The sequence below is a fragment of the Methylobacterium sp. AC832 genome (assembly GCF_979256025.1).
The window spans coordinates 83,660-109,028 of the sequence record NZ_CEEDMV010000009.1; the positions used below are offsets into that span (position 1 = coordinate 83,660).

The 25,369-nt window shown below is 63.9% G+C and carries 28 protein-coding genes; 13 read left to right on the forward strand and 15 right to left on the reverse strand.

Going from position 1 to position 25,369, the window contains the following annotated elements; genetic code table 11:
• Positions 1 to 54 precede the first annotated feature (54 nt).
• Positions 55 to 1,143 (reverse strand): Holliday junction branch migration DNA helicase RuvB, encoded by a 1,089-nt coding sequence (gene ruvB, locus AC0IXR_RS22240; RefSeq protein WP_018041980.1) that lies wholly within the window; start codon positions 1,141 to 1,143, stop codon positions 55 to 57.
• Between ruvB and AC0IXR_RS22245 the strand changes: the two genes are divergently transcribed.
• Together AC0IXR_RS22245 and AC0IXR_RS22250 are read left to right on the forward strand one after the other, a co-directional pair.
• Positions 1,136 to 1,312 (forward strand): hypothetical protein, encoded by a 177-nt coding sequence (locus AC0IXR_RS22245; protein ID WP_471762211.1) that lies wholly within the window; start codon positions 1,136 to 1,138, stop codon positions 1,310 to 1,312. The genes ruvB and AC0IXR_RS22245 overlap by 8 nt on opposite strands.
• Before the next feature lie 532 nt (positions 1,313 to 1,844).
• Positions 1,845 to 2,702, forward strand: coding sequence for a manganese catalase family protein (locus AC0IXR_RS22250; RefSeq protein ID WP_056434450.1), 858 nt, complete (start codon positions 1,845 to 1,847; stop codon positions 2,700 to 2,702).
• A 99-nt stretch (positions 2,703 to 2,801) separates the two neighbouring features.
• Here AC0IXR_RS22250 and bfr read toward each other — a convergent pair whose 3' ends face one another.
• The 4 genes from bfr to ruvA all read right to left on the reverse strand — a co-directional run bounded on the left by bfr (position 2,802) and on the right by ruvA (position 5,742).
• Positions 2,802 to 3,299: a bacterioferritin gene (gene bfr, locus AC0IXR_RS22255; RefSeq protein ID WP_056434452.1), complete on the reverse strand. Its 498-nt coding sequence runs from the start codon at positions 3,297 to 3,299 to the stop codon at positions 2,802 to 2,804.
• Positions 3,300 to 3,360: 61 nt separating this feature from the next.
• Positions 3,361 to 3,642 (reverse strand): (2Fe-2S)-binding protein, encoded by a 282-nt coding sequence (locus tag AC0IXR_RS22260; RefSeq protein WP_056434454.1) that lies wholly within the window; start codon positions 3,640 to 3,642, stop codon positions 3,361 to 3,363.
• A 320-nt stretch (positions 3,643 to 3,962) separates the two neighbouring features.
• Positions 3,963 to 4,952, reverse strand: a complete 990-nt coding sequence (locus tag AC0IXR_RS22265) for a hypothetical protein (protein WP_471762213.1) — start codon at positions 4,950 to 4,952, stop codon at positions 3,963 to 3,965.
• A 172-nt stretch (positions 4,953 to 5,124) separates the two neighbouring features.
• Entirely contained in the window at positions 5,125 to 5,742 is a 618-nt protein-coding gene (gene ruvA / locus AC0IXR_RS22270) for a Holliday junction branch migration protein RuvA (RefSeq protein ID WP_056434458.1), read from the reverse strand.
• Between the two features lie 78 nt (positions 5,743 to 5,820).
• Between ruvA and AC0IXR_RS22275 the strand changes: the two genes are divergently transcribed.
• Positions 5,821 to 6,438: a YceI family protein gene (locus AC0IXR_RS22275; protein ID WP_056434460.1), complete on the forward strand. Its 618-nt coding sequence runs from the start codon at positions 5,821 to 5,823 to the stop codon at positions 6,436 to 6,438.
• 57 nt (positions 6,439 to 6,495) lie between these two features.
• Here AC0IXR_RS22275 and ruvC read toward each other — a convergent pair whose 3' ends face one another.
• The 6 genes from ruvC to AC0IXR_RS22305 form a co-directional block, all read right to left on the reverse strand.
• Entirely contained in the window at positions 6,496 to 7,062 is a 567-nt protein-coding gene (gene ruvC, locus AC0IXR_RS22280; RefSeq protein WP_056434462.1) for a crossover junction endodeoxyribonuclease RuvC, read from the reverse strand.
• A gap of 669 nt (positions 7,063 to 7,731) precedes the next feature.
• Positions 7,732 to 8,478, reverse strand: a complete 747-nt coding sequence (locus AC0IXR_RS22285) for a YebC/PmpR family DNA-binding transcriptional regulator (RefSeq protein ID WP_207412230.1) — start codon at positions 8,476 to 8,478, stop codon at positions 7,732 to 7,734.
• A gap of 278 nt (positions 8,479 to 8,756) precedes the next feature.
• The gene (locus tag AC0IXR_RS22290; protein ID WP_311276281.1) at positions 8,757 to 9,506 is read right to left on the reverse strand and encodes an HAD-IA family hydrolase; all 750 of its coding nucleotides are present in this window, start codon (positions 9,504 to 9,506) and stop codon (positions 8,757 to 8,759) included.
• Positions 9,500 to 10,174, reverse strand: a complete 675-nt coding sequence (gene rpe, locus AC0IXR_RS22295; RefSeq protein WP_461235633.1) for a ribulose-phosphate 3-epimerase — start codon at positions 10,172 to 10,174, stop codon at positions 9,500 to 9,502. Before rpe ends, AC0IXR_RS22290 begins: the two co-directional genes overlap by 7 nt.
• 73 nt (positions 10,175 to 10,247) lie before the next feature.
• A complete protein-coding gene (locus tag AC0IXR_RS22300; protein ID WP_056434471.1) occupies positions 10,248 to 11,108 on the reverse strand; it encodes a phosphoribulokinase in 861 nt (286 codons plus the stop codon).
• A gap of 34 nt (positions 11,109 to 11,142) precedes the next feature.
• Complete coding sequence (locus tag AC0IXR_RS22305) at positions 11,143 to 12,204, reverse strand: class 1 fructose-bisphosphatase (RefSeq protein ID WP_471762215.1); 1,062 nt, start codon at positions 12,202 to 12,204, stop codon at positions 11,143 to 11,145.
• A gap of 198 nt (positions 12,205 to 12,402) precedes the next feature.
• Here AC0IXR_RS22305 and AC0IXR_RS22310 point away from each other — a divergent pair, with 198 nt between their 5' ends.
• Both AC0IXR_RS22310 and AC0IXR_RS22315 read left to right on the forward strand, forming a co-directional pair.
• Positions 12,403 to 13,359 carry a LysR family transcriptional regulator gene (locus AC0IXR_RS22310; protein WP_056434475.1) on the forward strand — a complete coding sequence of 319 codons (957 nt, stop codon included), beginning with the start codon at positions 12,403 to 12,405 and terminating at the stop codon, positions 13,357 to 13,359.
• Positions 13,356 to 14,591 (forward strand): NAD(P)/FAD-dependent oxidoreductase, encoded by a 1,236-nt coding sequence (locus AC0IXR_RS22315; protein ID WP_461234415.1) that lies wholly within the window; start codon positions 13,356 to 13,358, stop codon positions 14,589 to 14,591. Before AC0IXR_RS22310 ends, AC0IXR_RS22315 begins: the two co-directional genes overlap by 4 nt.
• A gap of 51 nt (positions 14,592 to 14,642) precedes the next feature.
• On the opposite strand, the gene AC0IXR_RS22320 is transcribed toward AC0IXR_RS22315, so the two are convergent.
• Complete coding sequence (locus tag AC0IXR_RS22320; RefSeq protein ID WP_244478154.1) at positions 14,643 to 14,963, reverse strand: helix-turn-helix domain-containing protein; 321 nt, start codon at positions 14,961 to 14,963, stop codon at positions 14,643 to 14,645.
• 321 nt (positions 14,964 to 15,284) lie between these two features.
• On the opposite strand from AC0IXR_RS22320, the gene AC0IXR_RS22325 reads away from it, so the two are divergent.
• The 7 genes from AC0IXR_RS22325 (at position 15,285) to AC0IXR_RS22355 (ending at position 20,474) form a co-directional block, all read left to right on the forward strand.
• Positions 15,285 to 15,779: an META domain-containing protein gene (locus AC0IXR_RS22325; protein WP_056434721.1), complete on the forward strand. Its 495-nt coding sequence runs from the start codon at positions 15,285 to 15,287 to the stop codon at positions 15,777 to 15,779.
• 536 nt (positions 15,780 to 16,315) lie between these two features.
• Positions 16,316 to 16,486: a hypothetical protein gene (locus AC0IXR_RS22330; RefSeq protein WP_471762217.1), complete on the forward strand. Its 171-nt coding sequence runs from the start codon at positions 16,316 to 16,318 to the stop codon at positions 16,484 to 16,486.
• 279 nt (positions 16,487 to 16,765) lie between these two features.
• Entirely contained in the window at positions 16,766 to 17,740 is a 975-nt protein-coding gene (gene cysK / locus AC0IXR_RS22335) for a cysteine synthase A (protein WP_471762218.1), read from the forward strand.
• Between the two features lie 148 nt (positions 17,741 to 17,888).
• Positions 17,889 to 18,218, forward strand: coding sequence for a hypothetical protein (locus tag AC0IXR_RS22340; RefSeq protein ID WP_471762220.1), 330 nt, complete (start codon positions 17,889 to 17,891; stop codon positions 18,216 to 18,218).
• The gene (locus AC0IXR_RS22345) at positions 18,215 to 18,466 is read left to right on the forward strand and encodes a hypothetical protein (protein ID WP_311276284.1); all 252 of its coding nucleotides are present in this window, start codon (positions 18,215 to 18,217) and stop codon (positions 18,464 to 18,466) included. Before AC0IXR_RS22340 ends, AC0IXR_RS22345 begins: the two co-directional genes overlap by 4 nt.
• A 25-nt stretch (positions 18,467 to 18,491) precedes the next feature.
• Positions 18,492 to 18,671 (forward strand): hypothetical protein, encoded by a 180-nt coding sequence (locus tag AC0IXR_RS22350; protein WP_056434484.1) that lies wholly within the window; start codon positions 18,492 to 18,494, stop codon positions 18,669 to 18,671.
• Between the two features lie 150 nt (positions 18,672 to 18,821).
• The gene (locus tag AC0IXR_RS22355; RefSeq protein ID WP_471762222.1) at positions 18,822 to 20,474 is read left to right on the forward strand and encodes an acyl-CoA synthetase; all 1,653 of its coding nucleotides are present in this window, start codon (positions 18,822 to 18,824) and stop codon (positions 20,472 to 20,474) included.
• Between the two features lie 160 nt (positions 20,475 to 20,634).
• On the opposite strand, the gene typA is transcribed toward AC0IXR_RS22355, so the two are convergent.
• The gene (typA, locus tag AC0IXR_RS22360; protein WP_056434487.1) at positions 20,635 to 22,455 is read right to left on the reverse strand and encodes a translational GTPase TypA; all 1,821 of its coding nucleotides are present in this window, start codon (positions 22,453 to 22,455) and stop codon (positions 20,635 to 20,637) included.
• 345 nt (positions 22,456 to 22,800) lie between these two features.
• A complete protein-coding gene (locus AC0IXR_RS22365) occupies positions 22,801 to 23,154 on the reverse strand; it encodes a helix-turn-helix domain-containing protein (RefSeq protein WP_461234416.1) in 354 nt (117 codons plus the stop codon).
• A gap of 106 nt (positions 23,155 to 23,260) precedes the next feature.
• Between AC0IXR_RS22365 and AC0IXR_RS22370 the strand changes: the two genes are divergently transcribed.
• Positions 23,261 to 24,007 carry a glucose 1-dehydrogenase gene (locus AC0IXR_RS22370; protein WP_461234417.1) on the forward strand — a complete coding sequence of 249 codons (747 nt, stop codon included), beginning with the start codon at positions 23,261 to 23,263 and terminating at the stop codon, positions 24,005 to 24,007.
• A gap of 66 nt (positions 24,008 to 24,073) precedes the next feature.
• On the opposite strand, the gene AC0IXR_RS22375 is transcribed toward AC0IXR_RS22370, so the two are convergent.
• On the reverse strand, positions 24,074 to 25,369 hold the full coding sequence (locus tag AC0IXR_RS22375) for an ArgE/DapE family deacylase (protein WP_471762224.1): 1,296 nt from the start codon (positions 25,367 to 25,369) through the stop codon (positions 24,074 to 24,076).

Below are 25,369 nucleotides of genomic sequence, written 5' to 3' on the forward strand. Positions count from 1 at the left end.
ATCCGTCATCGCACTGTCTTTGCGGGGAGCAGAACGCAGACGCCATTGGCTGCCTCAGCCATCGGGATCCTCCGACCCGAACAGCCCGAACTGCGAGGCCGGATCGCGCCGGGGCACGGCAAAGCCCATATGCTTGTAGGCGTGCGGGGTCAGCATGCGCCCACGCGGGGTGCGCTGGACGAAGCCCTTCTGGATGAGGAAGGGTTCGATGATGTCTTCGATGGCGTCGCGCGGCTCGGAAAGCGCCGCCGCGATGGTCTCGATTCCCACCGGGCCGCCGCCGAAGGAGGTGGCGATCATGGTCAGGTATTTGCGGTCCATCACGTCGAGGCCGGCCGGGTCCACGTCGAGGAGTTGGAGCGCCCGGTCGGCGATGGCCCGCGTGACGGTGGGAGCGTCGGCCACGATGGCGAAGTCGCGCACCCGGCGCAGGAGTCGCCCGGCGATGCGCGGCGTGCCCCGCGCCCGTTTGGCGATCTCGTTCGCGCCCTCCGCCGACATGCCGATGCCGAGCACCCGCGCGCCGCGCGAGACGATGAGTTCGAGCTCGTCGACATCGTAGAATTCGAGGCGGATCGGGATGCCGAACCGATCGCGAAGCGGCGTGGTGAGCAGGCCGGCACGGGTGGTGGCGCCCACCAGCGTGAATTTCGGGAGTTCGATCTTCACCGAGCGGGCGGCCGGCCCCTCGCCGATGATGAGGTCGAGCTGGTAATCCTCCATCGCCGGATAGAGGATTTCCTCCACCGCCGGATTGAGACGGTGGATCTCGTCGATGAACAGGACGTCGCGTTCCTCGAGATTGGTGAGCTGCGCCGCGAGGTCTCCCGCCTTGGCGATGACCGGGCCGGAGGTGGAGCGGAAATTCACCCCGAGTTCGCGGGCCACGATCTGCGCCAGAGTGGTCTTGCCCAGGCCCGGCGGCCCCACGAACAGGACGTGATCGAGGGCCGAGCCGGTCTTTTTCGCGGATTCGATGAAAATCTGCATGTTTGCCCGCGCCGCGCGCTGCCCGATGAATTCGGGAAGGCTCAGCGGACGGATCGACTGCTCCACATCGTCCGGCCGCCGCTCCGGCGTCAGGAGCGATTCCGGCAGCGGATGAAGGGTGGGCGATTTCGGCGATCTGGGGAGCTTGCTCACACGGGCTCTCGGTCGGGGCCCGGCACAGGGCCTGCTCCGGTGGATGGGCGTTTCGCCCGATGTCGCACAACGCCGCCGCGCGCGCTACGTCGCCGGCCGGCGACAGGCGCCCGGCGCCACGAAGGCGGATGCGTGGCACGAGGGTCTCATGGTGACCCTGCGCACCTGAATGCGTGACGGATCGGCACCCTCTCGCCTTCTTCCCGCAAGAACAAAGCAGAGTGGCCTCGGTCCAGCACGACCTCGCTCCAAGCGTCACGGATCAGCAACGCCTATGACGAGCCCGAACCGCGGGAGCGACTATCTTATGTAAACACAGCGCATGATCCAGGTTAACGCCGATTTTTGCTATGTCTTATGCCTGACACAACGACAATTTTCTGGAACTCTACGCTTCAGAGAGATTTATCAAGCCAGGACGATGGGCGATTGCGGCAAGACAACATGGTCTTGTCTACAACAACCATGGCAGTTCTGGAGATCGTGGCCGTACCGGCGATATCTCCGTCACATCTGCTCGCAACTTGGTGACCGGAGACCGTTGGCGCTCCGGGCAGCGTCGCGGCTGGTGGATTCACCTCTGGGCCAGGGCCGGCCGAACGACTTTACGGCCGCTTATAGGACTAACTTCTTAAATTAGCGATCCATCGGCGGTCAATCCGCCGTTGGCCGCATCATCTCACTCGAAAGGGCCGACCAGCATGTTCTATCTCGACAAGCGTCTGCAATATCCCGTTCGGGTCGAGTCTCCCGATCCGGTCTATGCGCGGATGTTGCAGCAGGCCATCGGCGGGATCGAGGGTGAGATCCGCGTCTGTATGCAGTACTTCTTCCAGGGCTGGGGCGCACGCGGACCGACGACCAAGTATCGCGATATGCTCCTCAACACCGCGACGGAGGAGATCGGGCATATCGAAATGCTCGCCACCGCCGTCGCCCTCAACTTGGAGACAGCTCCGACCAAGCTGCAGGAAGCGGGCGTGAAGGATGCGGTAGTCGGCGCCGTGATGAACGGTGAGAACCCGCGTCACGTGGTGGAAGGCATGCTCCACCGCCACATCCTCTCCACCGGCATGGCCGCCTTCCCGGCCAATTGCGACGGCGTTCCCTTCGACATGTCCCACATCTACGCCAGCGGAAACCTCGCGGCGGACATGTATTGCAACGTCGCCGCCGAGACCACGGGACGAACCCTCGCCGTGCGCCTCATGACCGCGACAAACGATCCGGGCATGCGCGACATGTGGAGCTTCCTCATCGCGCGCGACACGATGCACCAGCAGCAATGGCTCGCCGTCATTGAGGATATGGGCGGCATGGAAGCGAACCTTCCAATCCCCAACAGCTTCCCGCAGAGCGAGGAGAGCCAGAAGCACAGCTACAGCTTCTTCGTCTCCACCGCCGACGATTCGCCTCTCCCCGAAGGACGCTGGACCAGCGGCCCGTCTCTCGACGGAAAGGGTACGTTCAACGTGGTCAAGAACGCCCCCATGGGCGAAGAGCCGGTTCTTGGTCCGGCACGCCCGGATAGTGGCGCCCAGACGCAGCAGATGTCCTGAATGCAAAAAAGGCCCGCCCCATTCCGGCGCGGGCCTTACCTTCATCGTCCGACGAAACCCCTCGGAATGCCGCCTGCATTCCGGGGTGTTGGTGTGATGTCAGTCCTTTTCGGGAGCGATCGCCTCGAGGCCACCGATATGCTTCTGGGCGTAGAGCGGCAGGCCGATCTGAGCGATCAGGGTCTGCTGGGTCTCGAGGAAATCGATATGGCCCTCCTCGTCGGCGGCCAGCTCCTCGAACAGGATCTTCGACACGCGGTCGTTGATCGAATCGCAATACTGCGCGGCTTCGAGATAAAGCGCGCGGGCCTCGGTCTCGGCCGCGAGATCAGAAGCAATGATCTCTTCGATATTTTGGCCGATCCGCAGCGGATCAAGCTCCTGCAGGTTCGGAAACCCATCGAGGAACAGGATCCGGTCGATGAACCGGTCGGCATGGTTCATCTCTTCGATCGATTCCTTGCGCCAGAACTTGGCGAGGTCGATGTAGCCCCAGTCGTTCAGCATCCGGAAATGGAGCCAGTACTGGCTCACGGCCGTCAGCTCGCTGCGGAGACCTCGATTGAGGTACTCGACGACCTTCACATCACCCTTCATAACACTCACTCCCGTTCAGCTTCTCGAGCATGAAGGGGAGCGTGGAGCCTCGCACAGGCCCTCAGGCGGCGATCCCCTCCTCCGCAGTTTGGAATTGAACCAAACTACAAGCGCTGGCGCAACCCGTTCCGCACGCATGGCCGGCTTCCGCCACGGCGTCTTGCAGAGCACCCTGCAGGGCCGCCTGCATGATCGAGCGGATCGTCCGGGCGCAGCGACCGCATTTCGGGCTGCAACCGAGACAGGCCTGGACCTGTGCCGGCGTGCGCGGACAATCAGGCCCATCCTTGAGGCAGGCGCGGACGGCGCCGTCGGACAACACGTTACAGGAACAGACGATCATGACAGCTCGCTGGACGGGATGAGAGGCTTCGATCGACCACGAAAGAATCGTGCGCGAGGCAGATTCCCCGTTTCGTGCATCGACTTGAGCGCCTCTTTAGAACTCTTAAAATCTACTGCATTTTCAATAACTTAACTGGCATGGGATTTTTGCGCAAGGCGCGCAGACCTGCCTGCGACGACAGGAGCCAGCCCCGTGGGCGTGCAACACCGTCTCTGGGGCGCAGTCTCTCGGGTCGAAGTCGGGTAGGTCACACAGCCGTGGCCATCGGTACCGCGACCGTCCTCGCGGCAGCGATATCCTGGCGGGGACGAACCCGCTCAGAAGACGTGGAACGCGACGCCAGCGAGGAAGCTCTTCTCTTCCGTACCCTTCAGGGTCGCCGTTTCGAGATTGCCGAACTTGTTCAGCCAGTACTGGAAGCCGATGAACACATCGACGCGGTTGGGCTGGTCGTAGACGAGCTTGCCGAGGTCGAGCACCAGATTGGTGCGGGAGACGAATTCGAGCCCCGTCTCTCGATTGAAGGCGAAGATCGCTGGATTACGGACACCGCGCCCCTTGGGCAGGACAATGTTGTTGATGCCGGTGACGCTGAGCGGCAGGCCGGTGAAGGCCAGCGGGAAGCTATAGGCGATCTCGATCTCGGGGACGGTGTCGTAGCTGATGTCCCGGTTCGGATAGGGATTGAAGCCGTTGCGGTTCCACTCCTTGTAGGCATGGACCGAGGCGTTGAGAAAACCGGCCGGCACGTCGAAGGAAAGGTTAAGACCGCCGACGACGTTGCGCTTGCGGGGGCCGAAGGCGGTATCCTTCGTATTGGCGTCGAACCCGTAGGACAGGGAGATGTCCTTGACGAGGCCGGGCACCACGAACGCCTTGGTCCCGGTGAGCGCGTTGAGGCTGAGTGTGCCGCGGTAGAGGCCGTAGACTTCCGTCGCACCCTCATCGCGAAGCAGGAACCCGCCCGGCGCGTTGGTGGTACCGGCTCGCTCCTGCGCTCCGGATTTCAGGATGTCGAGCGAGAACAGATTGGTGCCGTAGGCCCAGGCATTGGCATGCGCGACATTGAAGATCTGTTTGGGGATACCGCGCGAGCGGAACGACCCGTCGGCGTCCCGCACCCGTATACCCGGCTCGGCGGCGGGGAACTGGTAGTGGTAGCTCACCTGGGTATCGGTAAAGAGAAAGAACGGCGAAGGCGCATCCGGAAGGGGTGGCTGCGCGCCGGCCGGATCGGCGGCCAGCGCCGGTGCCACTGCCGCGCAGGAGACCAGCGCGGTCGCCAGGAATGTCCAGAAGCCCGTCATATTCAATCCCGGAGCGCGGTCCGCCCAGTCGGGGCTCCGGTCGATAGCGGATTAGACAGTTTACCGGAAGAACGAAAGCTGGTTCTCCCATAGGATGATGGGTAACTATGTAGCATAAACCGTTAAAACAGGCGTCGGGCCGGACGCGGATTTGCGCCTTGGACCATCCGATTCACCGGGCGAGTTCGCGCAGGCCAAGGCGGATAAGGGTCTTGGCTTCGGCGCCCTCACCGGCTCCTTTCATCGCGGCGGCGATGGCGGCGGAGGCCTGGACCGGGGCGTAACCGAGATTGACCAGGGCCGAGATGGCATCGGCGGCGGGCTGAGGCGCAGTTCGATCCTCCACCGCTCCGGAGAGGGCTAGGACGGCGGGGTCGATCGGCGCGAAGGCGGGGGCCTTGTCCTTCAATTCGGCGGTGAGCCGGGCGGCGAGGCGTGGCCCGACCCCGGGGGCGCGGGCGATGGCGGTCTTGTCACCCATGGCGATGGCGGTGGCGAGGGCCTCCGGCTCCAGCACGGAGAGCAGGCCGAGGGCCACCTTGGAGCCGACCCCCTGAACGGTCTGAAGCAGGCGAAACCATTCGCGCTCGGCATCGGAGCGGAAACCATAGAGCCGGATCATGTCCTCGCGGACATGGGTCTCGATGGCGAGGGAAGCGGCCTCGCCCGCGCCCGGCATCCGCTGCAAGGTCCGGGCGGAACAATGCACCACGTAGCCGACCCCCTGCACGTCGAGGATCACGAAATCCTCTCCGTAGGAATCCACCACACCCTTCAGCTTGCCGATCATGCATCATCTCGTCATCAGAGACAGGGTCTTATCAGGGACCGGCCCTCCTGTCCGACCAGCCATAGAGAAAGTGACCGCATGATGCGCACGCGCCTCCTCGCCCTCCTGCTTCTGGCCTCGCCCTGCGCCTACGCGCAGGAGACGCCACCCGAAGCTGGTCCGTCGCGCGACCCGACCCAGGTCAAGCCCGGCACCTACGTGCTCGATCCGGCACACGGCAAGATCACCTGGTCGGTGATCCATCTCGGCTACTCGACCTATTATGGGCAGATCACCGATGTGGCGGCCAAGGCCGTTCTGGATCCGAAGGAGCCGGCAAAGAGCCAGCTTAGCGTCACCATCGGCATGGCCAGCATCAACGGCCTCAACGATGCCTTGAACAAGCATCTCCAGGCCCCCGAGTTCTTCGACACGGCCAAGTTCCCCACCGCCACCTACACGGCGACCCTGGTGGAGCCCACCAGCCCGACCACGGCGCGGATCACCGGCACCCTTACCCTGAAAGGTGTGACGAAGCCCGTCTCCTTCGACGCCACGTTCAACCAAGCCGGCACCAACCCCGTCGACAAGCGCTACACCGTGGGCTTCGATGGCTGGGCCGTGATCAAGCGTTCGGATTTCGGTGTCTCGGCCTTCGTGCCGGCAGTGAGCGACGAAGTGAGCCTGCGCCTGGAGGGCGAGTTCAAGGCCCAGTAAACCCGCCCAGGACGTAAAGCCCCCTCTCCCCGCGCCCAGCGCCGGGAGAGGACATGCTCACCTCTTCGCCAGAGCCGCCGCGATCCGTGCGGCGGCAAGCCCGCTCACCCCGGCGACGGGAGCGTGGAGCTTCTTCAGCGCATGCGCACCGCGATGATTGGCATGGGTGACGGCGATGGCGAGGGCATCGGCGGCATCAGCCGTCTTGAACTCGGCCTTGGGCATCAGAAACTTCACCATCGCCTGGATCTGCACCTTCTCGGCATGGCCCGAGCCGCAGACGGTCTTCTTCACCAGGTTGGCGGCGTATTCGGAGACCGGCAGACCCGCCAGAGCCGGCACCAGCAGGGCGATAGCGCGGGCATGGCCGAGCTTCAGGGTCGCCTGCGCGTCCTTGTTGACGAAGGTCTCCTCCACGGCGACCTCGTCGGGCGAGAAACCCGACACGACGCGGGTGATGCCCTCGTGCAATTCTCGAAGGCGCAGGGCGAGAGGCAGGTCCCCATCCGACGTCACCACGCCGCAATCGACATAGGTCAGCTTCGTCCCGACGACGGAGATGAGCCCCCAGCCGGTCCGGCGCAGGCCGGGATCGATGCCGAGGATGCGGACGGAGCCGGTCATGCGCTCAAAACCAGAGGTGACAAAATCATGGGTTGGACAGGTCCGGGCGCGAGCGCCGCGCCGATCTGAGCGTTAAGGACATATCGTGAACGAAGTCTTGTGCCAAGGCATGGGCGATGGCATGGGCAAGACATTGCCGCCCTCGTCGCCTGAGCTGGCGGGAAACGATCCTATCCATGGGGGGACGGACCCACAGCGTCGTGGTCACCGCCGTCCCACCGGATCTCGTCGCCCGTCTCTACGTCTCCAGCGCGTAGCTCGTCGCGGATACCGGCGACGCGCGCGTAAGCTCCCGTTCCATAAGCCCGACGTATCCGAAAAATCAGAATTCCAATGCGGATATCGAGACTTGCCGGCGGAGCTCCGACTGATTCCTGAGCATCTGCCTCTGGCTAATCCTGCCGATCGCCGGGCTCGGAGCTCAGTTCAGCGGGAACGTTCCGACAGGGCCGATCCTGGCGGCAACCGTTCTGGCGGGGCTCGGAAAGCTGACGCGCCGGCGTTGGTCAACCGCTTCCTCGACACCGCAAAAGCAGCCTGATCCTGGCTCCGCTCGAACGAAGCGGATGCCGGATCAGCCGAGTACGCGCGGCACCGGACCGAATCCTGGATCCGCCATCACGAAGGGGACTATCGGATCTGGAACGATCGCTTGTGGCTCCGGGCCGCTCACCCTTCGAGCTTGGCGACCAGGGCGTCGGAGAGAGCGAAATTGACGTAGACGTTCTGGACGTCGTCCTGGTCTTCGATGACTTCGACGAGGCGGATCAGCTTCTCGCCGGTCTCGTCGTCGACCTCGATGGTGTTCTGGGCCTTCCAGATCAGGGCCGTGCGGCGCGGCTCGCCGAAGCGGGCCTCCAGGGCCTTGGAGACCTCGCCGTAGGAATCCTGGGCGCAGGTGATCTCGTGGCCATCCTCGGAGGAGCGCACGTCGTCGGCGCCTGCCTCGATGGCAGCCTCGAGCATCGTGTCGGCATCCGCCACCTTGGCATCGAACTCCACCACGCCGACATGGTCGAACATGAAGGAGACCGCGCCGGTCTCGGCCAAGCTGCCGCCGGACTTTGTGAAGGCCGAGCGCACGTCGGAGGCGGTACGGTTGCGGTTGTCGGTCTGCGCCTCGACGATGAGGGCAGCGCCCCCCGGGCCGTAGCCCTCGTAGCGGATCTCGTCGTAGCTTTCGGCGTCGGCGCCCGAGGCCTTCTTGATGGCGCGCTCGATATTGTCCTTGGGCACGTTCTCGGCCCGTGCCGCGATGATGGCGGCGCGCAGGCGCGCATTCATCGCCGGGTCGGGCATGCCGAGCTTGGCCGCAACCGTGATCTCGCGGGCGAGCTTGCCGAAGATCTTGGAACGGACCGCATCGACGCGGCCCTTGCGGTGCATGATGTTCTTGAACTGGGAATGGCCGGCCATAGCGTGACCTTGGGTCGTGTCGGAGGTGGAGCGGAAGTGCGCGCGCGCGTCACCGCAGCGGGGTTGGGCCGGGTTATAGGCCGGGTCCGCTCATCGAGGCAACGCGGTGAGGCCCCCGGCGTTGATGCGGCAGGGAGTTTCTCTCCTCGCAACGGGGACAGAAGCGATGGCAGACGAAGGAAACGGCGGCGCGGTGCGGCCCTGGTGGCGCCTCGCCTTTACCGCCTGCCTCGGCATCGTTGCGGGCTCGACTTTGTTTCCGCGGCCCGCGAAAGGGGTCACCCCGCGTGCCGGGCGTGCCAGTCCTTCAACGCCGCGAGAGTGATGACGTCGCCGGGCCATGCCGATCCGGCGAGATGGCTATGCGGCGCCTCCCTCTCGCCGAGATCGGAAACGGCCGAGAACGCGCCCTCCAGGCTGTGACCACCGGTATAGAGGCTGCGCGTGGCGATGACCGGCAGGCCGGCATCCAGGGCGGAGCGAATGCCGGGGGCGGAATCCTCGAAGGCGATGGCCTCGCCCGGTTCGACCCCGAGGCGCTTCAGGGCGAGCACGAACACGTCTGGATGGGGTTTCTTGCGCTCGGCCTCGTCGCCGCAGGCGATGGCATCGAACGGATTGCCCTCGGGGAAATTCACGGCGATCAAGGTATCGATATTGGGCCTGCTCGTGGTGCTGGCCACCGCGAGACGTAGGCCCGCGCGTTTCGCCTCCTCGACCAGGCGCGCAATGCCAGGGCGCAGGGCGAGCGCCCCCTGCGTGACGAGATCGCCATAGATCCTGGTCTTGCGGTCGTGGATCTCGCTCATCTGGACGCGACGCTGCGCATCCGGCTCGCCATGCTCGGTCCGCACGTAATGCGCGAGCCTCTCCTTCCCGCCCATGACGGTGAGAAGGTCGGCATAGGCCTCCGGCGACCAGTTCCAGTCGAGCCCCAGTTCGGCGAAGGCCCGGTTGAATGCCTGTCGGTGCAGGTCCTCGGTCTCGGCGAGTGTCCCGTCGACGTCGAAGATCAGCGCCTTCAGCATGCGACGGTGCCGCTGGCGCCCGCCCGGATGGCGGCGATGCGCCCGGCATAGCCGGCGGGCCCGCCCTTGAATACGGCGCTGCCGGCCACGAACGCGTTGGCTCCGGCGGCAGCGGCGAGGCCCACATTCTCGGGCGTGATGCCGCCATCCACCTCGATATCGATGTCGCGTCCGGCGCTCATCGCCTTGATCCGGGCGATGGTCTCCAGCGTCGAGGGGATGAAACTCTGCCCTCCGAAGCCGGGATTCACCGTCATCACCAGGACGAGGTCGACCATGTCGATCAAGGGTTCGATGGCGCTCGCAGGGGTGCCCGGATTCAGCGCGATTCCGGCGCGCTTTCCGAGGTTCAGGATAGTCTGGAGCGAGCGGTGAATGTGCGGGCCGGCCTCCACATGGACCGAAATCGCATCCGCTCCCGCCTCAGCGAACGCCGCGAGATACGGGTCGGCCGGCGCGATCATCAGATGAACGTCGAACACCTTGTCGCTATGGGGTCGGAGCGCTTTCACCACATCGGGCCCGAAGGTGATGTTAGGCACGAAATGCCCGTCCATCACGTCGAGATGAATCCAGTCCGCCCCCGCCTCGGACACCGCGCGAACCTCCTCGCCAAGGGCGGCGAAGTCAGCCGAGAGGATCGACGGGGAGATGATGGGGCCGGTCATGCGGGTCGTCATTCGGACTATCTCGTTCACTCTGTCGGTCCGGCAAGAGCATGAGCCCGGACGTTCGGCGGTCTCAGGCAAGCCGGCGCTTGCGCTCCACCAATTGCATGATGATCGGCGTGAGGATGAGTTGCATGGCGATATCGAGCTTGCCGCCCGGGATCACAATGGAATTGGCGCGGCTCATGAAGGAGCCCTGGATCATCGAGATCAGGTAGGAAAAATCGATGCCCTTCGGGTCCTTGAAGCGGATCACCACCATCGATTCGTCGGCGGTGGGGATCCAGCGGGCGATGAACGGGTTCGACGTGTCGACCGTGGGCACGCGCTGGAAGTTGATGTCCGTCCAGGTGAATTGCGGGCAGATCGTCTGCACGTAATCGGGCATGCGCCGCAGGATGACGTCGGTCACCGCCTCGGTGGAATAACCGCGGAACGAGCGGTCCCGGTGCAGCTTCTGAATCCATTCGAGGTTGATCACCGGCACTACACCGATTTTGAGATCGGCGTAGCGGGCCATGTCGACATTGTCGTCGACCACGCAACCGTGCAGTCCCTCGTAGAACAGCAGATCCGAACCAGGCTGAAAATCCTCCCAGGGGGTGAACGTGCCGGGCTCTGCCCCATACGCCTGAGCGTCGGCGGCGTCGTGGACGTAATGACGCGTCCGCCCGATGCCTGATTCGCCATAGGTGCGGAACACCTCCTCCAGCTCGGGGAGAAGATTGGCGCGTGGCGCGAAATGGCTGAGCGTCGGCTCCTCCGCCATCGCCTTGCGCATGGCATTGCGATCGAGGGCGTGGAAAGCGTCGCCCTCGATATAGACGGCACTGACATCCTCGCGGCGGAAGATCTGCTCGAACGTGTTGCGTACGGACGTCGTGCCGGCCCCGGACGAGCCGGTCACCGAGATGATGGGGTGACGCGCCGACATGAACGATGCCCGACCGGTTCCAGTCTCTGCCCTGTCAGCCGCGCATCAGGCCGCGCTGGCCGAACAGGGGTGAACGGCCGGCAGCGGGATTGCGGCCGCCGTAGTACTTCGCGACGCAGGCGACTTCCTCGGTCGATCCGAAGACCAAGGGCACGCGCTCGTGAATGCCGGTGGCGCTGATGTCGAGGATGCGGTTGGCACCGTCCGTGGCGGAGGCTCCGGCCTGTTCCATCAGCATCGCGATGGGAGCTGCCTCATAGAGGAGGCGCAGACGACCCTGGGCATAGCCTTTCCGGTTGTCGCCGGGATACAGGAACACTCCGCCGCGGATGAGAACTCTCTGGGCGTCCGCCACCAGCGAGCCGAGCCAGCGCATGTTGAAGTTCTTGTCGAGGGGGCCGTCAGCGCCGGCCAGACAATCCTCGATATAGGCCTTGACCGGCGTGTCCCAATGACGGGCATTCGAGGCGTTGATTGCGTATTCCTTGGCTGTCGCCACGACTTCGATCCGCGGGCTGGTAAGGCGGAATACGCGCTCTGCCCGATCGAGGGTGTAGATCTGCGTGCCGAAGCCCAGGGTAACGACAAGGGACGTCGCCGGGCCGTAGGTGACGAAGCCGGCGGCGAGCTGTGCCGTACCGGGTGTCGCGAAGGAACCGGCCGGATTATCCGGGGTGGCGGCGACCGGACGGATGCCGAAGATCGACCCAACCGCCATGTTGACGCCGATGTTGGAAGAGCCGTCCAGGGGATCGATCGCGACGGCAAGGGGGGCGCCCGCGTTCAGGAGCATGATCCCCTCCGCCTCCTCCGAGGCAACCTCCGCCACCGGCGCACCGCGCAGAGCCTCGGTGAAACGCTCGTGGGCGAGGACGTCGAGGGCCTTCTGAACGTCGCCGTCGCTATTCTGCTCGCCTTGCGCAGCGAGATCGCCACCGCCCAGGGCGCCGCGACCGATGACCTCGCTCACATCCACGGCCGCTTCGGCGCAGGCCGCGATCACGGCCGCCACATCGGTCAGGGCCGGATTGGCCGCAACGGCCTGAGCGAGGCATGCATCGAGACGAGACCCGATCTCCAGAGACCCCAACGACATCGGCTCACGTCCTCTTCATCGACCTGCCGGGAGAACCCGGCCATTCAGCGCCCAACCCGGCATCAAGCTTCCACGGCCTGATAGCGCCCTTTGCACGATAGCGCTGCCATCAACCAGAGCGCCAGACAGGCAATCCCCGTGCAAAGAAGGAATTATGAAAAAACTTGCGGGCAGTTCCAAAAAAACTAAAAACGGCGAATGCGCAACCTCTCGCTCAAGCAACTCCAGGCCGTCGCAGCGGTCGCCCGCCTCGGAACGATGACCCGCGCGGCCCAGGAACTCAACGTCACCTCGGCGGCGCTTTACGCGCGCATCCGCCAGCTCGAGGAGGAGGCGGGGCTGCTCCTGTTCGACCGCACGCCGACGGGCCTGAAACCCACGGATGCCGGGCGCGAAATGCTCTGGGCAATCGACAGCATCAACACCGTGCTCGAGACCTGTGCCGACAAGCTCCAGACCCTCAAGGGCGGGAGCGGCGGCCGGGTCGCCATGGGGGTGGTCTCGACGGCCAAGTACTTTACGCCTCAGATCATCGCCGGCTTCGTCGCGCGCTTTCCAGCGGTGGAGATCAACCTCGTTGTCGGCAATCGCGGCGCCATGGTCGAGGCCCTGCGCAACTACGAGATCGACTTCGCGATCATGGGCCGGCCGCCCCGCGATTTCGCGATCGAGGCCGAGATGTTCGGCGCGCATCCGCTCGTCATCATCGCTGCGCCAAACCATCGCTTCAGCACGCGCACCAATCTTACGCGGGCGGATCTGGCCGAGGAATCCTTCCTGGTTCGCGAGGAAGGGTCCGGCACCCGCACGGTGTTCGAGGAGTTCATGTCGGGCATCATGATTCAGCGCGCGAAGCTCGGAATCGATTCCGGATCGAACGAGACGATCAAGCAGGCGGTGATGGCCGGACTCGGTATCGCACTCATCTCCGCCCACACGGTAGCGGCCGAGGTTGAAAGCGGTCGCATGATCCTGCTCGACGTGCAGGGATTGCCGATCCGTCGCGACTGGTACGTGGTCCGCCGCGCCGACAAGGTGCTGGGTCCGGCGGCGGCGGCATTCTGGGATTTCACGGTGAAGGAAGGCGGACGGAAACTGCCGCGTCTGGCGCTGTCGCCAGCCGTCAGCCCGGTGACCGCGGAGTTCGAGGCGTGAACGAGAGCGGGATCGTCATCATCGGTGCCGGTCAGGCCGGCTTGCAGGCGGCAGCCTCCCTTCGGGAGTCGGGCTTCGACGGACCGGTGACGATGATTGGCGACGAGCCGATCCTTCCCTATCAGCGACCGCCGCTCTCGAAAGCCTATCTGGCTGGCAAGGTGGACGCCGCCGGCCTGTTCCTGCGTGCACGCGAGTTCTATGTGGAGCACCGCATCGACTGCGAGACCTCGTCCATGGCGGTCTCGATCGACCGTGGAGGGCGCCGAATCCGCCTCGGCGATGGACGCGAGATTGCCTACGATCATCTCGTCCTCGCCACAGGTTCGCGGAACCGGCCTCTTCCCGTATCGGGAGCCGAACTTACGGGCGTCTACCAGTTGCGCTCGATCACGGATGCAGATCGAATCCAGGAGGCCATCGGCGAGGCGCGCAACATTGCCATCGTCGGTGCGGGGTTCATCGGGCTCGAATTCGCCAGTATCTGCGCCGCGCGTGGTCTTTGTGTCACCGTCATCGAAGCCGCCGACCGACCCATGGCGCGGGCCGTGTCCGAACCCGTCGCCGCTTTCTTCCGAGAGACTCACGAGAAAGCCGGTATCCGCTTCTTGTTTGGCAGCGGCGTCCAGGCCATCGAGGGCCGCACCGGTCGGGTCGAGGCCCTCCGCCTGTCCGACGGCACCGCGTGCCCGGCGGATCTGGTCCTGATCGGCATCGGTGTGCTTCCGAACCAGGAGCTCGCAGCCGAGGCGGGGCTCCGTGTAGAAGACGGCATCGTCGTCGATCCTGTCCTCGTCACCGACGATCCGTCGATCTCGGCTATCGGCGATTGCGCCAGGTTTCCAACACGTTTCGCCGCGCATGGCGTAGCGCGCGTAGAATCCGTCCAAAACGCGATCGACCAGGCACGTTGTGTCGCCGCCCGCATCGCCGGACGCCCGGCGCCCTACGATGCCGTCCCGTGGTTCTGGAGCGATCAGGGCGGACACAAACTGCAAATGGTTGGGTTGCCATTGCCAGGCGATGTTTCGGTACGGCGCCCGACCGCCGGAGGCTTCGCGGTGTTCCGCTATCGCGATGCATACCTGACAGGAATCGAGACGGTGGATTCGGCGACCGAGCACATGGCCGCCCGCCGGATCATCGCGCGCGGCCTTTCACCAACGCCAGATGAGGCCGCCGATCCCACGTTCGATTTGAAGGCTCTCGCCATGGGACGAGGCGGCGCGTAACGCATTCGCTCAGTGCCGATCCCGGAGCCCCAAAGGTTTCCTTTGCGGACTTCAGTGATCGTTTTCGGTGGTCAGCGAGGAGAGCCGCGTACCTTCGTCTCCGCCCTTAGCGCGTAGGCTGACGCCGTTCTCGCGCCCCTCATGAAAGACGATGCCGGCGCTCATCAGAGCACTTCTCAGCGCCTCGATCTGCCCCGAGGCAGGATCGTTGGCTCCGCTCTCGAAATCCTTCACATCCTGCTCTGCGAGTCCGACCCTGCCAGCGAGATCCGCTTCCGACCAGCCCAGCATCCCGCGGGCGGCCCGCGATTGCGCAGGGCTCATCGTATTCAGCCCTGATCCACCACGCCCGCTCTCGTCCAGTCCCGACACGGAAACTCTCCCCTTCCTCGGCGGCGCTCCACCTGCCGCAGCCTCTAAGCTGGCTTAACGAGACTGGCATCGGGATAGTTCACGTACAGCAAGCATGGAACGTCGTTTAGGAGGGGATGATCATGAAATCTCGCCGCCCGCAGTCTTGACCATATTTGTGCTGGAATCTTATCCGATGGGCGGTTGCACCCTGTCCACGCGACGCATCGGCCGACGCCGACCCTGGTGTGTGGCGCACGGTCCAAATGATCACGCCTCGAAACCGGGGTGAGGCGCGCGACGACGCGAGTTCGATTGATGATGACGAAGGAGGGCCTGACGATGAGAGCGATGCTGTTCGCCGTGATGGCTTTTGCCGCGACGGCAGGGATGCCGATGACGGAGGCAATGGCGCAGGGATCCAACGTCACGGGTTTCGGCAAGGACAATCGCGAGAAGCCAGAGAAGAAACAGTATGTTCCGGCCGCCAAGGCTCAGGAAAAGATGTTTCCCCTCGACGCGACTTGGACTGCCGTGAGCCTGAACGGCAAGCCGTTCAACGGCACCGACCGGCCGAGCTTCATCATCGACAAGCAGTATCGCGCACGCGGCTACGGCGGGTGCAACACCTTCGCCGCCACGGCCTTCCCCCTGCGCGAGCAGCATCTTGCGGTCGGCCCCCTCGCCTTGACGAAGAAGCCTTGCGACAAGGGTACCGGAGCGAGCGAGCAGGATTTCTTCATCGCCCTGCGAACCGCTGCCCAATGGGACCTCGTAGGCTCGCAGCTGGTGATCAAGAGCCAGAAGGGCGAACTGAAGTTCGACCGCGCGCTCTAAATCTCTGCGCTTGACCGGCAATTGCCGACCATACCGTCCCTCGTGAAAACGCGGGGCGGCAAGATACCCACTTTTTACGGCTCGTCTAACGGGCCGTAGAGCGGGCCATGAGAGATTTCCCCGGGGCTGGCAGTGTCGTGACAGTCTGCGACCTACTTCAGCGACTACTGCTGATGCCGGTTGCCTCGCACAGCCGAGCCATGAACCCTGCGACCACCGGCGGTGCAACTGGATCGCCCGGACGAAGCGCCTCCCATGCTCTCGGGAATCGGCATGCAGACAGGCACGGGCCCGGGCGCGCGGGTCGTTTGGCATCTCGGCTAAACCTCCGAAGTCTTCGGGCCTGGAAGAGCCGTCGCAGAGAATGAGACCGGGCCGGGCCGGGCCGGGCCGGGGCCAGTACCGACTCCGTCGCAATCGTCAGCCTCTCTTTAAGATCGCATTGACGACGATCCAAGGTCGCGGCTTCAGCTTTACCCCTCGTTGAATGCCCCTGTCGCTTTCTGCCCATCACGGCTGAGCGCAGGGGACGCGAAATGGTGAAGCGGCTTGAATGGGCGACCGGCAGTATCGTCCGGCATGGCGTCTCCGAAGAGATGATCTACACTTGCTCGCCGAGCCTGCATCCGGCCGCATTCCGGATCGCATTGTCGGCACCGCTTTGTGCGACTTTTCTCGTGCTCTCCGCGATGATCCTGTTTTCGTAGGCGCCGCCTCTTCGCCGCCTTGGCTGGGGCGCGACCGAGCAGATACTTCACGGGACGGGATAGAAGGCGGCGCCGGAGAACAATGTCCCACAGACAACGCATCCAGCAAATGAAAATGTCTACTGGCAGCACTCGCACTTGACGACAGAGAAGATTTGTCTTTGCGTTAAGTCTATGAGCGATTGCTTCGCCTAGGACGACGCGATATCCCGGCGCGCACCGTGTGCAAGGTCGATCGACGCCTGCACAACGCATAAACGCCGCTCAGGAGATTTCGTCATGGCCGACACCAGCCCCTCGCAGTCCCGCAAACCCGGCCACGGTCATATCTACGGCTCGATCACGGAGACGATCGGCAACACGCCCCTCGTCCGGCTCAACCGGATCACCAAGGAGCGCGGCGTCGATGCCGAAATCCTGCTGAAGCTCGAGTTCTTCAACCCGATCGCGAGCGTTAAGGATCGTATCGGCGTCAACATGATCGATGCCCTCGAAGCCTCCGGCCAGCTGAAGCCCGGCGGCACGCTGGTGGAGCCTACCTCTGGAAATACCGGAATCGCCCTGGCCTTCGTGGCGGCGGCGCGCGGCTACCGCCTGATTCTCGTCATGCCCGAGACCATGTCCCTGGAGCGCCGCAAGATGCTGGCCTTCCTCGGCGCGGAACTGGCCCTCACGCCCGGTCCGCAGGGCATGAAGGGAGCGATCAGCAAGGCCGAGGAGCTTCTCAACGAGATCCCCGGCTCGATCATGCCACAGCAATTCTCGAACCCGGCGAATCCCGAGATCCATCGCAAGACAACGGCCGAGGAGATCTGGAACGATACGCAGGGCCAGCTCGACGCCTTCGTCGCCGGTGTCGGCACGGGCGGAACGATCACGGGCGTCGGCTCCGTGCTGAAGCCTCGCCTGCCGAACCTCAAGGTCATCGCCGTCGAGCCGACGGATTCCCCGGTGATCTCCGGCGGTCAGCCTGGCCCGCACAAGATCCAGGGAATCGGCGCCGGCTTCATCCCGGGCAATCTCGACCGTGAAATCATCGATGAGGTCATCACCGTATCGAACCAGGAAGCTTTCGACACGGCGCGGCTCCTCGCCAAGCTGGAAGGTATTCCCGGCGGCATCTCCACAGGCGGCAATGTCGCTGCCGCATTGAAGCTGGCGGCACGTCCGGAATTCCAGGGCAAGCGCATTGTTACCGTCGCGTGCTCCTTCGCCGAACGTTACATCTCGTCCGCACTCTTCGAAGGGATCTGACCTCTTCTTGGACCCATCCCGATCATCGGCGCTCCCTCACGGGAGCGCCTTTTTTCTGCGCGTCGTCCCCCGAAGGGAGTGAGCTCTCCAAGCGTCAGGCAACCTCATGAGCGTTCGACAGGTTGAACCTCCAACATTGGAGGAAACCATGAGCAACGAGCAGCGCGAGCGCCCCTCGCTGAAGGATTTCGACGCTTATAGCGATCGCAACGGACAGGGTCTCGGCCAGGACGATGCCCGCGACATCGGTACTCCCGCCCGGACCCAGCACGACCTGAAGAGCGATCCGTCAGGCCAAGCCGAAGCTGCGCGCATCGCATCCGGCACACCGCGCCAGGACGCCACCGAGGCCACCGAGGCCGAGACGCCACCAGAGAACCTGCGCCATATCGGCGATGCTTCCCAGACGAGCACCGTGTCGGAGGCTGTCGACCGCGCGACCGCACCGGTCGGCAAGGATTCGGAGGACGGCGCGTGAGCGAGAAGGACAATCCCACCGATGCAGCGACGCGCAAGCCCGACGACGATGTCGGCTCGCAGGGTGCACCCGCCGTCGGGGGCGGCCGACAAACGCCCGAACAGGAGGCAGCGCGCGATCAGGGGGCCGGTGGCGTCACAGATGCCGAGCGTAATCAGAACTGGAACGAGGCCGGCGGTCAGAAGGGTCGAAACCCGGCGCCGGTAGGCGGCTCGTCTAACGGGCAATCCGATCGCCGGCAGGATTGAAGATCACTCGAGAAGGTGAGCAGCCATGAGCGAGACCGAGAGTAACACCGCAAAGAATACGGGTAAGCCAGCCAATTCGGCCCCCGACGCCGTCATGGATCCCAATGAAAAGACCGACGGCAAGCCGGGTGAAGGGCCCACGCCCGGCAAAGGTTCAAAGGGCGGCACGACACCCGACGACGAGACTGATCCGGGCGGGGGTTGAGAGTTGGTGTCTTCCTTCCGCTTTTCACAGCATAGCACGAGCGAGCTATAGGTTTCGTTCGGTGTGGCGATCCAATTCGGCTCGCCGTATCGAACGGTTGATTGTCGGATGTCGATCTCCTGATACGATGCGCGACAGGGAGATACATCCATGGCGACCACTACAGCCTCACAGGTTGAGCTTTCGATCTATGATCGGGACCTCGACCGGAATCCGGCGAACTATCAGCCGCTGACGCCGCTGAACTACCTGGACCGTTCGGCGCGTGTCTTTCCCGAACATATCGCCGTCATCCATGGCCCTCTGCGCCGAACCTATGCCGAATTGTATGCACGGAGCAGACGACTTGCTGCTGCACTGACGGCGCACGGTATCGGACGCGGGGACACGGTCGCTGTGATGCTCGCCAACACGCCCGAAATGATCGAGTGTCATTACGGGATACCGATGACTGGCGCCGTGCTCAACACCTTGAACACCCGCCTCGATCCTGCAGGTCTCGCCTTCTGTCTCGACCACGGCGAAGCCAAGGTATTGATTGCAGATCGTGAGTTCAGTCGCGTCGTTAGTGCCGCCCTGGAACGGGCGGGAGTGAGCCCACTGGTCATTGATGTCGACGATCCGGTCTATACCGGGGACGGCACGATCCTCGGGCAGATTGGCTACGAGGCGTTTCTTGAAAAAGGGGATCTGGCACAGGACTGGGCCATGCCGGCGGACGAGTGGGATGCGATCTCGCTGAACTACACCTCCGGCACGACGGGCGACCCTAAAGGCGTGGTCTATCACCACCGCGGTGCGGCCCTTCTCTCGCTCGGCAACGTCATAACCGGTCAGCTTGGGCAGCACCCTGTCTATCTCTGGACGCTGCCCATGTTCCACTGCAATGGCTGGTGCTTCCCGTGGACGTTGTCCGTCGTCGCTGGCACCCATGTCTGCCTCCGGCAGGTCAGGGCGGGCGCACTCTACGCGGCACTGGCGGAGCACGGTGTCACCCATCTGTGCGGGGCGCCGATCGTGATGCAGCTTCTTCTGAATGCGTCCGAGGACGAGCGTCGCCCCCTCCCCCGCCGGGTCGCCTTCCTCACGGCGGCTGCGCCCCCGCCACAGGCGGTGCTCGCTGCCATGGGCAAGGCTGGCTTCGACGTCACGCACCTCTATGGCCTTACCGAGACGTACGGCCCCGCAGTCGTGAATGCTTGGCATCGCGACTGGGACGCTCTTGAGGACGAGGCGAAAGCGGCCAGGATGGCGCGACAAGGCGTGCGCTACCCTGTGCTCGAAGGCTTCGACATCCGAGACCCGGAGACCTGCGAATCCGTACCCTCCGATGGTGAGACCATGGGCGAGGCGATGTTTCGCGGCAATGTGGTGATGCGTGGCTACCTCAAGAACCCCTCCGCCACTCAGGCTGCCTTCGCCGGTGGCTGGTTCCGCTCTGGCGACCTCGGAGTGAAGCATCCTGACGGCTACATCCAGCTCAAGGACCGATCGAAGGACATCATCATCTCAGGAGGCGAGAACATTTCCTCCATTGAGGTCGAGGATGCTCTGTTCCGCCACCCCGCCGTCTCGGCCGCCGCTGTAGTGGCGCGACCCGACGAAAAATGGGGCGAGACCCCGATGGCCTTCGTGGAGCTCAAAGCCGGCGCGACCGTGGAAGCCGATGCCCTGATTGCCTGGTGTCGCGAACGACTCGCTGGCTACAAGCTGCCCCTCAAGATCGTTTTTGGCGAGCTCCCCAAGACCTCGACCGGCAAGGTGCAAAAGTACCTCTTGCGAGAGCGGGCGAAGGAAGAGTGAGGCCTCTATCCACTCCAGCCCCTCGTGTTGAAGCCCACGTCCGATCCCACCTCACGATCGGGGAAGGCGAAACGGCATCGAGGCAGGCCCTGTTGGCAGTATGAACGGAAAAGGCCGGGCGATGCCCGGCCTTTTCGTTTCTCTTCGAATGAGTAGCGTTTTACGCGACGCCGCCCGAACGCTCGAAGCGCTTGCGCTCGTTGGGATCGAGGTAGGTCTTGCGCAGGCGGATCGACTTCGGCGTGACTTCCATCAGCTCGTCGTCCTGGATCCAGGCCAGCGAGCGCTCGAGGGTCATGCGGATCGGAGGGGTGAGGCGCACGGCCTCGTCCTTCGAAGTGGTACGGATGTTGGTGAGCTTCTTGCCCTTGAGCACGTTCACCTCGAGGTCGTTCTCGCGGTTGTGCTCGCCGATGATCATGCCCTGATAGACCTTGGCGCCGGGCTCGATCATCATCGGGCCGCGATCTTCCAGGTTCCACATGGCGTAAGCCACGGCCTCGCCCTTGTCGTTCGAGATCAGCACGCCGTTGCGGCGGCCGGGCATCTCGCCCTTGTAGGGCTCGTAGGCCTTGAACAAGCGGTTCATGATCGCGGTGCCGCGCGTGTCTGTCATGAGCTCGCCCTGGTAGCCGATGAGGCCACGGGTTGGCGCATGGAAGACGAGGCGCAGGCGGCTACCGCCCGAGGGCCGCATCTCGATCATCTCGGCCTTGCGCTCAGACATCTTCTGCACGACGACGCCCGAGTATTCCTCGTCCACGTCGACCACGACCTCCTCGACCGGCTCGAGGACATTGTCGTTCTCGTCCTTGGAGAGCACCACGCGAGGACGCGACACGGCGATCTCGAAGCCTTCGCGGCGCATGGTTTCGATCAGGATGGCAAGCTGCAACTCGCCGCGGCCGGAGACGAAGAACGAATCCTTGTCGGCCGCTTCCTCGATCTTGAGCGTCACATTGCCCTCGGCCTCCTTGAACAGGCGGTCGCGGATCATGCGGCTCGTGACCTTGTCGCCTTCGGTGCCTGCCAGGGGCGAATCGTTGACGATGAAGGACATGGTGACGGTGGGCGGATCGATCGGCTGGGCCTGGATCGGGGTCTCGACCTGCGGGTCGCAGAAGGTGTCGGCCACGGTGCCCTTCACGAGGCCGGCGATGGAGACGATGTCGCCCGCCTCGCCGATGTCGATGGGTGCGCGCTCCAGGCCGCGGAAGGCCAGGATCTTCGAGACGCGGCCGGTTTCAACCAGCTTGCCCGTACGATCCATGACCTTGATGGCCTGGTTCGGCTTCACAGTGCCGGACGCGATGCGGCCGGTGATGATGCGACCCAGGAAGGGATTGGCTTCGAGCAGGGTGCCGAGCATCCGGAACGGACCCTCTTCGACCTTGGCCTGAGGTACATGCGTGAGCACGAGGTCGAAGAGCGGCGCCAGACCGTCTTCCTGAGAACCATCGGGGGACGTCGCCATCCAGCCTGCGCGGCCCGAACCGTAGAGGATCGGGAAATCGAGCTGGTCGTCGGTCGCATCGAGAGCGGCGAAGAGGTCGAACACCTCGTTGACGACTTCCGTGATGCGAGCGTCCGGACGGTCGACCTTGTTGATCGCCACGATCGGCTTCAAGCCAATCTTGAGCGCCTTACCGACCACGAACTTGGTCTGGGGCATAGGACCCTCGGCGGCATCGACGAGCACGATCACGCCGTCCACCATCGAGAGGATACGTTCCACCTCACCGCCGAAATCGGCGTGGCCGGGGGTGTCGACGACGTTGACGCGGGTATCCTTCCAGACGACCGAAGTCGCCTTGGCCAGGATCGTGATGCCACGCTCCTTCTCGAGGTCGTTCGAGTCCATCGCGCGCTCTTCGACGCGCTGATTGTCTCGGAACGATCCCGACTGGGACAGCAGCTTGTCGACGAGTGTCGTCTTGCCGTGGTCGACGTGGGCGATGATGGCGATGTTGCGAAGCTTCATAAGGTATCCGGAAGCGAGTAGAGCCCGTCACGCGACGGGCCGCAGGAATGCGGCCGGCAGCGCCGGGTCACGGGATCGAGCTATCGCGTCGCAATATAAGGTGTAGAGCGTTCCGGCAAGGGGTGTGACTGCGTGTCTGCCTCTCATCTCGCGCCGCCGCCTCTCAAGATCGCCCGGAACCCGTCGAACGGCACCTATCCCACCGGATACTTATCCGTACGGGAATAGGGTGAATCCGGGTCGGCGCACGATCGCGCGGATTGGCGTATCGCATCGGAATGAGACGGCGGTCGAAGGAGCGTTCCGTCATGGATCATCGAGGCGAAGCGAGCATTCTGATAGCGCCTACGCATCTGCCCCATGGGCGCCGGGCTCTCCACCCGACGCATAAGCGGCCATGATCGCGGCGAGTAAGCCAGGGAAACGTGCGTTCACCTCCGCGCAGCGCGAATGGTTTCGCATCTCGACACCGCGACGCTCGCACCGGATCAAGCCGGCTTCGCGCAGTACCTTGAAATGGCTGGACAACGACGATTTCGGAATCGTCCGGTCTCCGACACCCGACAGCGCCGAGCAGGCCTCAACGCAGCCCGCCGTTGCGATTGCGGCGAAGATCGCTGCCCGGCGGGGATCCGACAAGGCGTGCAGGATTGCCTGTGGCTGGACGTCCTCAATCGCCGGGTGAAACAGCGGCCTCATATTTCATCCATTTGGGGCTTGACCTTCGCTCCATTAGTTCCGAATTTCCGAACTATGGAACTAAGGCCAACCAGTCCGAGCCGGTTCCCGTCGAAGGATAGCACATATGTCGAAGCTTGACGGAAAGGTCGCCGTAGTGACCGGCGCATCGAAGGGCATCGGTGCCGCGATCGCCAAAAATCTCGCACAGCACGGTGCCGCGATCGTGGTCAATTACGCCTCGAGTAGGGCGGGTGCCGACGCCGTTGTCGAGGCCATTGCGTCAGCTGGAGGCAAAGCTATCGCGGTGAAGGCCGATGTCTCCAAAGCGGAAGAGGCACAGGGGCTGATCGAGGCGGCGGTAAATCAGTTCGGCCGCCTCGACGTGCTGGTCAATAATTCCGGCATCTATGAATTCGCGACGATCGAGGACGTGACCGAAGAGCATTATCGCCGTCTCTTTGACGTGAATGTGCTCGGCGTATTGCTCACGACCCAAGCGGCAGTGAAGCATCTTGGAGAAAACGGAAGCATCGTCAATATTTCTTCGGCCATCACCCATGTCCATACACCGGCCGCCGGGGTTTATGCCGGAACCAAGGGGGCATTGAACGCTATCTCGGGCGTGCTGGCCAACGAGCTCGCGCCACGCAAGATCCGGGTCAATGTGGTTAGCCCCGGCTTCGTAGTGACCGAAGGCACCCATACGGCCGGAGTCGTCGGTTCCGACATGGAGGCCGGCTTCATCGCGCAGACGCCGCTAGGCAGGGCGGGCCAACCGGACGACATCGCCGGGGTGGTCGCGTTCCTCGCCTCAGACGATGCCCGCTGGCTGACCGGCGAGGTGATCACCGCCAGCGGCGGCATTCGGTAAGCACGACACAACGCCCGCGCGCTTACAATCGGGTACGCGCGGGATCGGTGAGCGCGATGTCGTCGCCTACCTCACATGCTCGAGCGGTTCGGTCCCGCACCACTCGGCCATAAACAACGCAATGGCTTTGGTGATGCGCTTCACCGAGGCGAGGCTCACGCGCTCGTCGGAGCCATGGATGTTCTCGCTGATCGGCCCATAGCAGAGGGCCGGAACCCGGTCGTAGAGTGCGTGGACGCGGGTATCGAGATAGCTCGGTGACATGAAGCTCTGAAGATCGACACCCACGGCCCGCTTGTGAGCGGCGGCGAGTACGGCCTCGGCCTCCGAGCCTTCGTCTAACTCGTAGCCTTCCGCGAAGAACCCGTTGAAAGCCACCACCGGTGGCGACTTTGCCAGGAACGGATCGGATCGGGCGAAAGTCGCCACCGCAGATTCAATCTCTTCCGCCGCATCCGCCGCCTTCACACCGGGATAAATGGCGATACGGCAATCGATCCGGCACCAGGCGGGGACGGAAGACGCCCAGTCTCCGCCCTCGATCCGGCCGACATTGAGGTTGATCGGATGGGCCTCGCCTTCGAAATGGCGGCGGCCTGCCTTACGGGCATTCCAATTCCCTTCGAGTTCGCGCAAGGCACCGATCACCCGATAGGTGGCATCGATGGCGTTGGCGCCAGCACCCATCTCGCGAACATGGACCGGCGTGCCCTGCACCTCGACCGTGAACCACAGCACGCCGGTATTGGCCCGCACGAGCTTCTCGTCCTCCGGCTCGGGGATCAGCACGGCATCGGCGCGGTAACCGTGCAGATGTGCCATGAGAGCTCCATTGCCCGTGGATTCCTCCTCGACCACGGACTGGATCGTGACCGTCGCCGCCGGCTGAAGGCCGATCCGCCTGAGCGCATCGAGCGCGAACAGGTTGGCCGCGTGCCCGGCCTTCATGTCGGCGGCACCTCGGCCGTACATCCAGTCGCCCCGTATCACCGGATCGAAGGGCGGCTGGCTCCAGAGGTCGAGTGGGCCCGGTGGCACCACGTCCACATGTGCCTGCAGAATCAGGGAGCGTCCCGTCTCGTGACGAGGCCGGTGGATGCCGACAACGATGGGCGCATCCGAATGTCCCGGTGCAATCCTGCCTCCGCCAGGATGCGCGGCGATGGCCGTAGAATCCATGCGGATTCGCTCCATCGCATAGCCGCGTTGCTCCAGGCACCGGAAGACATGGTCCTGAATCGCGTGCTCGGCGCCGCGCACCGACCCGAACCGAACGAGGTCCTGGATATGGGCGACCTGATCGGCAAATCCCTGTTCGACCGAGGCGGAGATGCGATCCGCGAGAGCGGGGTCGAGCGCCAT

Coding starts and splice junctions, on each gene's coding strand:
- AC0IXR_RS22250 (WP_056434450.1), top strand. CDS start 1,845: ATGTTCTATCTCGACAAGCGTCTGCAATATCCCGTTCGGGTCGAGTCT.
- bfr (WP_056434452.1), bottom strand. CDS start 3,299: ATGAAGGGTGATGTGAAGGTCGTCGAGTACCTCAATCGAGGTCTCCGC.
- AC0IXR_RS22260 (WP_056434454.1), bottom strand. CDS start 3,642: ATGATCGTCTGTTCCTGTAACGTGTTGTCCGACGGCGCCGTCCGCGCC.
- AC0IXR_RS22265 (WP_471762213.1), bottom strand. CDS start 4,952: ATGACGGGCTTCTGGACATTCCTGGCGACCGCGCTGGTCTCCTGCGCG.
- ruvA (WP_056434458.1), bottom strand. CDS start 5,742: ATGATCGGCAAGCTGAAGGGTGTGGTGGATTCCTACGGAGAGGATTTC.
- AC0IXR_RS22275 (WP_056434460.1), top strand. CDS start 5,821: ATGATGCGCACGCGCCTCCTCGCCCTCCTGCTTCTGGCCTCGCCCTGC.
- ruvC (WP_056434462.1), bottom strand. CDS start 7,062: ATGACCGGCTCCGTCCGCATCCTCGGCATCGATCCCGGCCTGCGCCGG.
- AC0IXR_RS22285 (WP_207412230.1), bottom strand. CDS start 8,478: ATGGCCGGCCATTCCCAGTTCAAGAACATCATGCACCGCAAGGGCCGC.
- AC0IXR_RS22290 (WP_311276281.1), bottom strand. CDS start 9,506: ATGCTGAAGGCGCTGATCTTCGACGTCGACGGGACACTCGCCGAGACC.
- rpe (WP_461235633.1), bottom strand. CDS start 10,174: ATGACCGGCCCCATCATCTCCCCGTCGATCCTCTCGGCTGACTTCGCC.
- AC0IXR_RS22300 (WP_056434471.1), bottom strand. CDS start 11,108: ATGTCGGCGCGTCACCCCATCATCTCGGTGACCGGCTCGTCCGGGGCC.
- AC0IXR_RS22305 (WP_471762215.1), bottom strand. CDS start 12,204: ATGTCGTTGGGGTCTCTGGAGATCGGGTCTCGTCTCGATGCATGCCTC.
- AC0IXR_RS22310 (WP_056434475.1), top strand. CDS start 12,403: ATGCGCAACCTCTCGCTCAAGCAACTCCAGGCCGTCGCAGCGGTCGCC.
- AC0IXR_RS22325 (WP_056434721.1), top strand. CDS start 15,285: ATGAGAGCGATGCTGTTCGCCGTGATGGCTTTTGCCGCGACGGCAGGG.
- AC0IXR_RS22330 (WP_471762217.1), top strand. CDS start 16,316: ATGGTGAAGCGGCTTGAATGGGCGACCGGCAGTATCGTCCGGCATGGC.
- cysK (WP_471762218.1), top strand. CDS start 16,766: ATGGCCGACACCAGCCCCTCGCAGTCCCGCAAACCCGGCCACGGTCAT.
- AC0IXR_RS22340 (WP_471762220.1), top strand. CDS start 17,889: ATGAGCAACGAGCAGCGCGAGCGCCCCTCGCTGAAGGATTTCGACGCT.
- AC0IXR_RS22350 (WP_056434484.1), top strand. CDS start 18,492: ATGAGCGAGACCGAGAGTAACACCGCAAAGAATACGGGTAAGCCAGCC.
- AC0IXR_RS22355 (WP_471762222.1), top strand. CDS start 18,822: ATGGCGACCACTACAGCCTCACAGGTTGAGCTTTCGATCTATGATCGG.
- typA (WP_056434487.1), bottom strand. CDS start 22,455: ATGAAGCTTCGCAACATCGCCATCATCGCCCACGTCGACCACGGCAAG.
- AC0IXR_RS22365 (WP_461234416.1), bottom strand. CDS start 23,154: ATGAGGCCGCTGTTTCACCCGGCGATTGAGGACGTCCAGCCACAGGCA.
- AC0IXR_RS22370 (WP_461234417.1), top strand. CDS start 23,261: ATGTCGAAGCTTGACGGAAAGGTCGCCGTAGTGACCGGCGCATCGAAG.
- AC0IXR_RS22375 (WP_471762224.1), bottom strand. CDS start 25,369: ATGGCGCTCGACCCCGCTCTCGCGGATCGCATCTCCGCCTCGGTCGAA.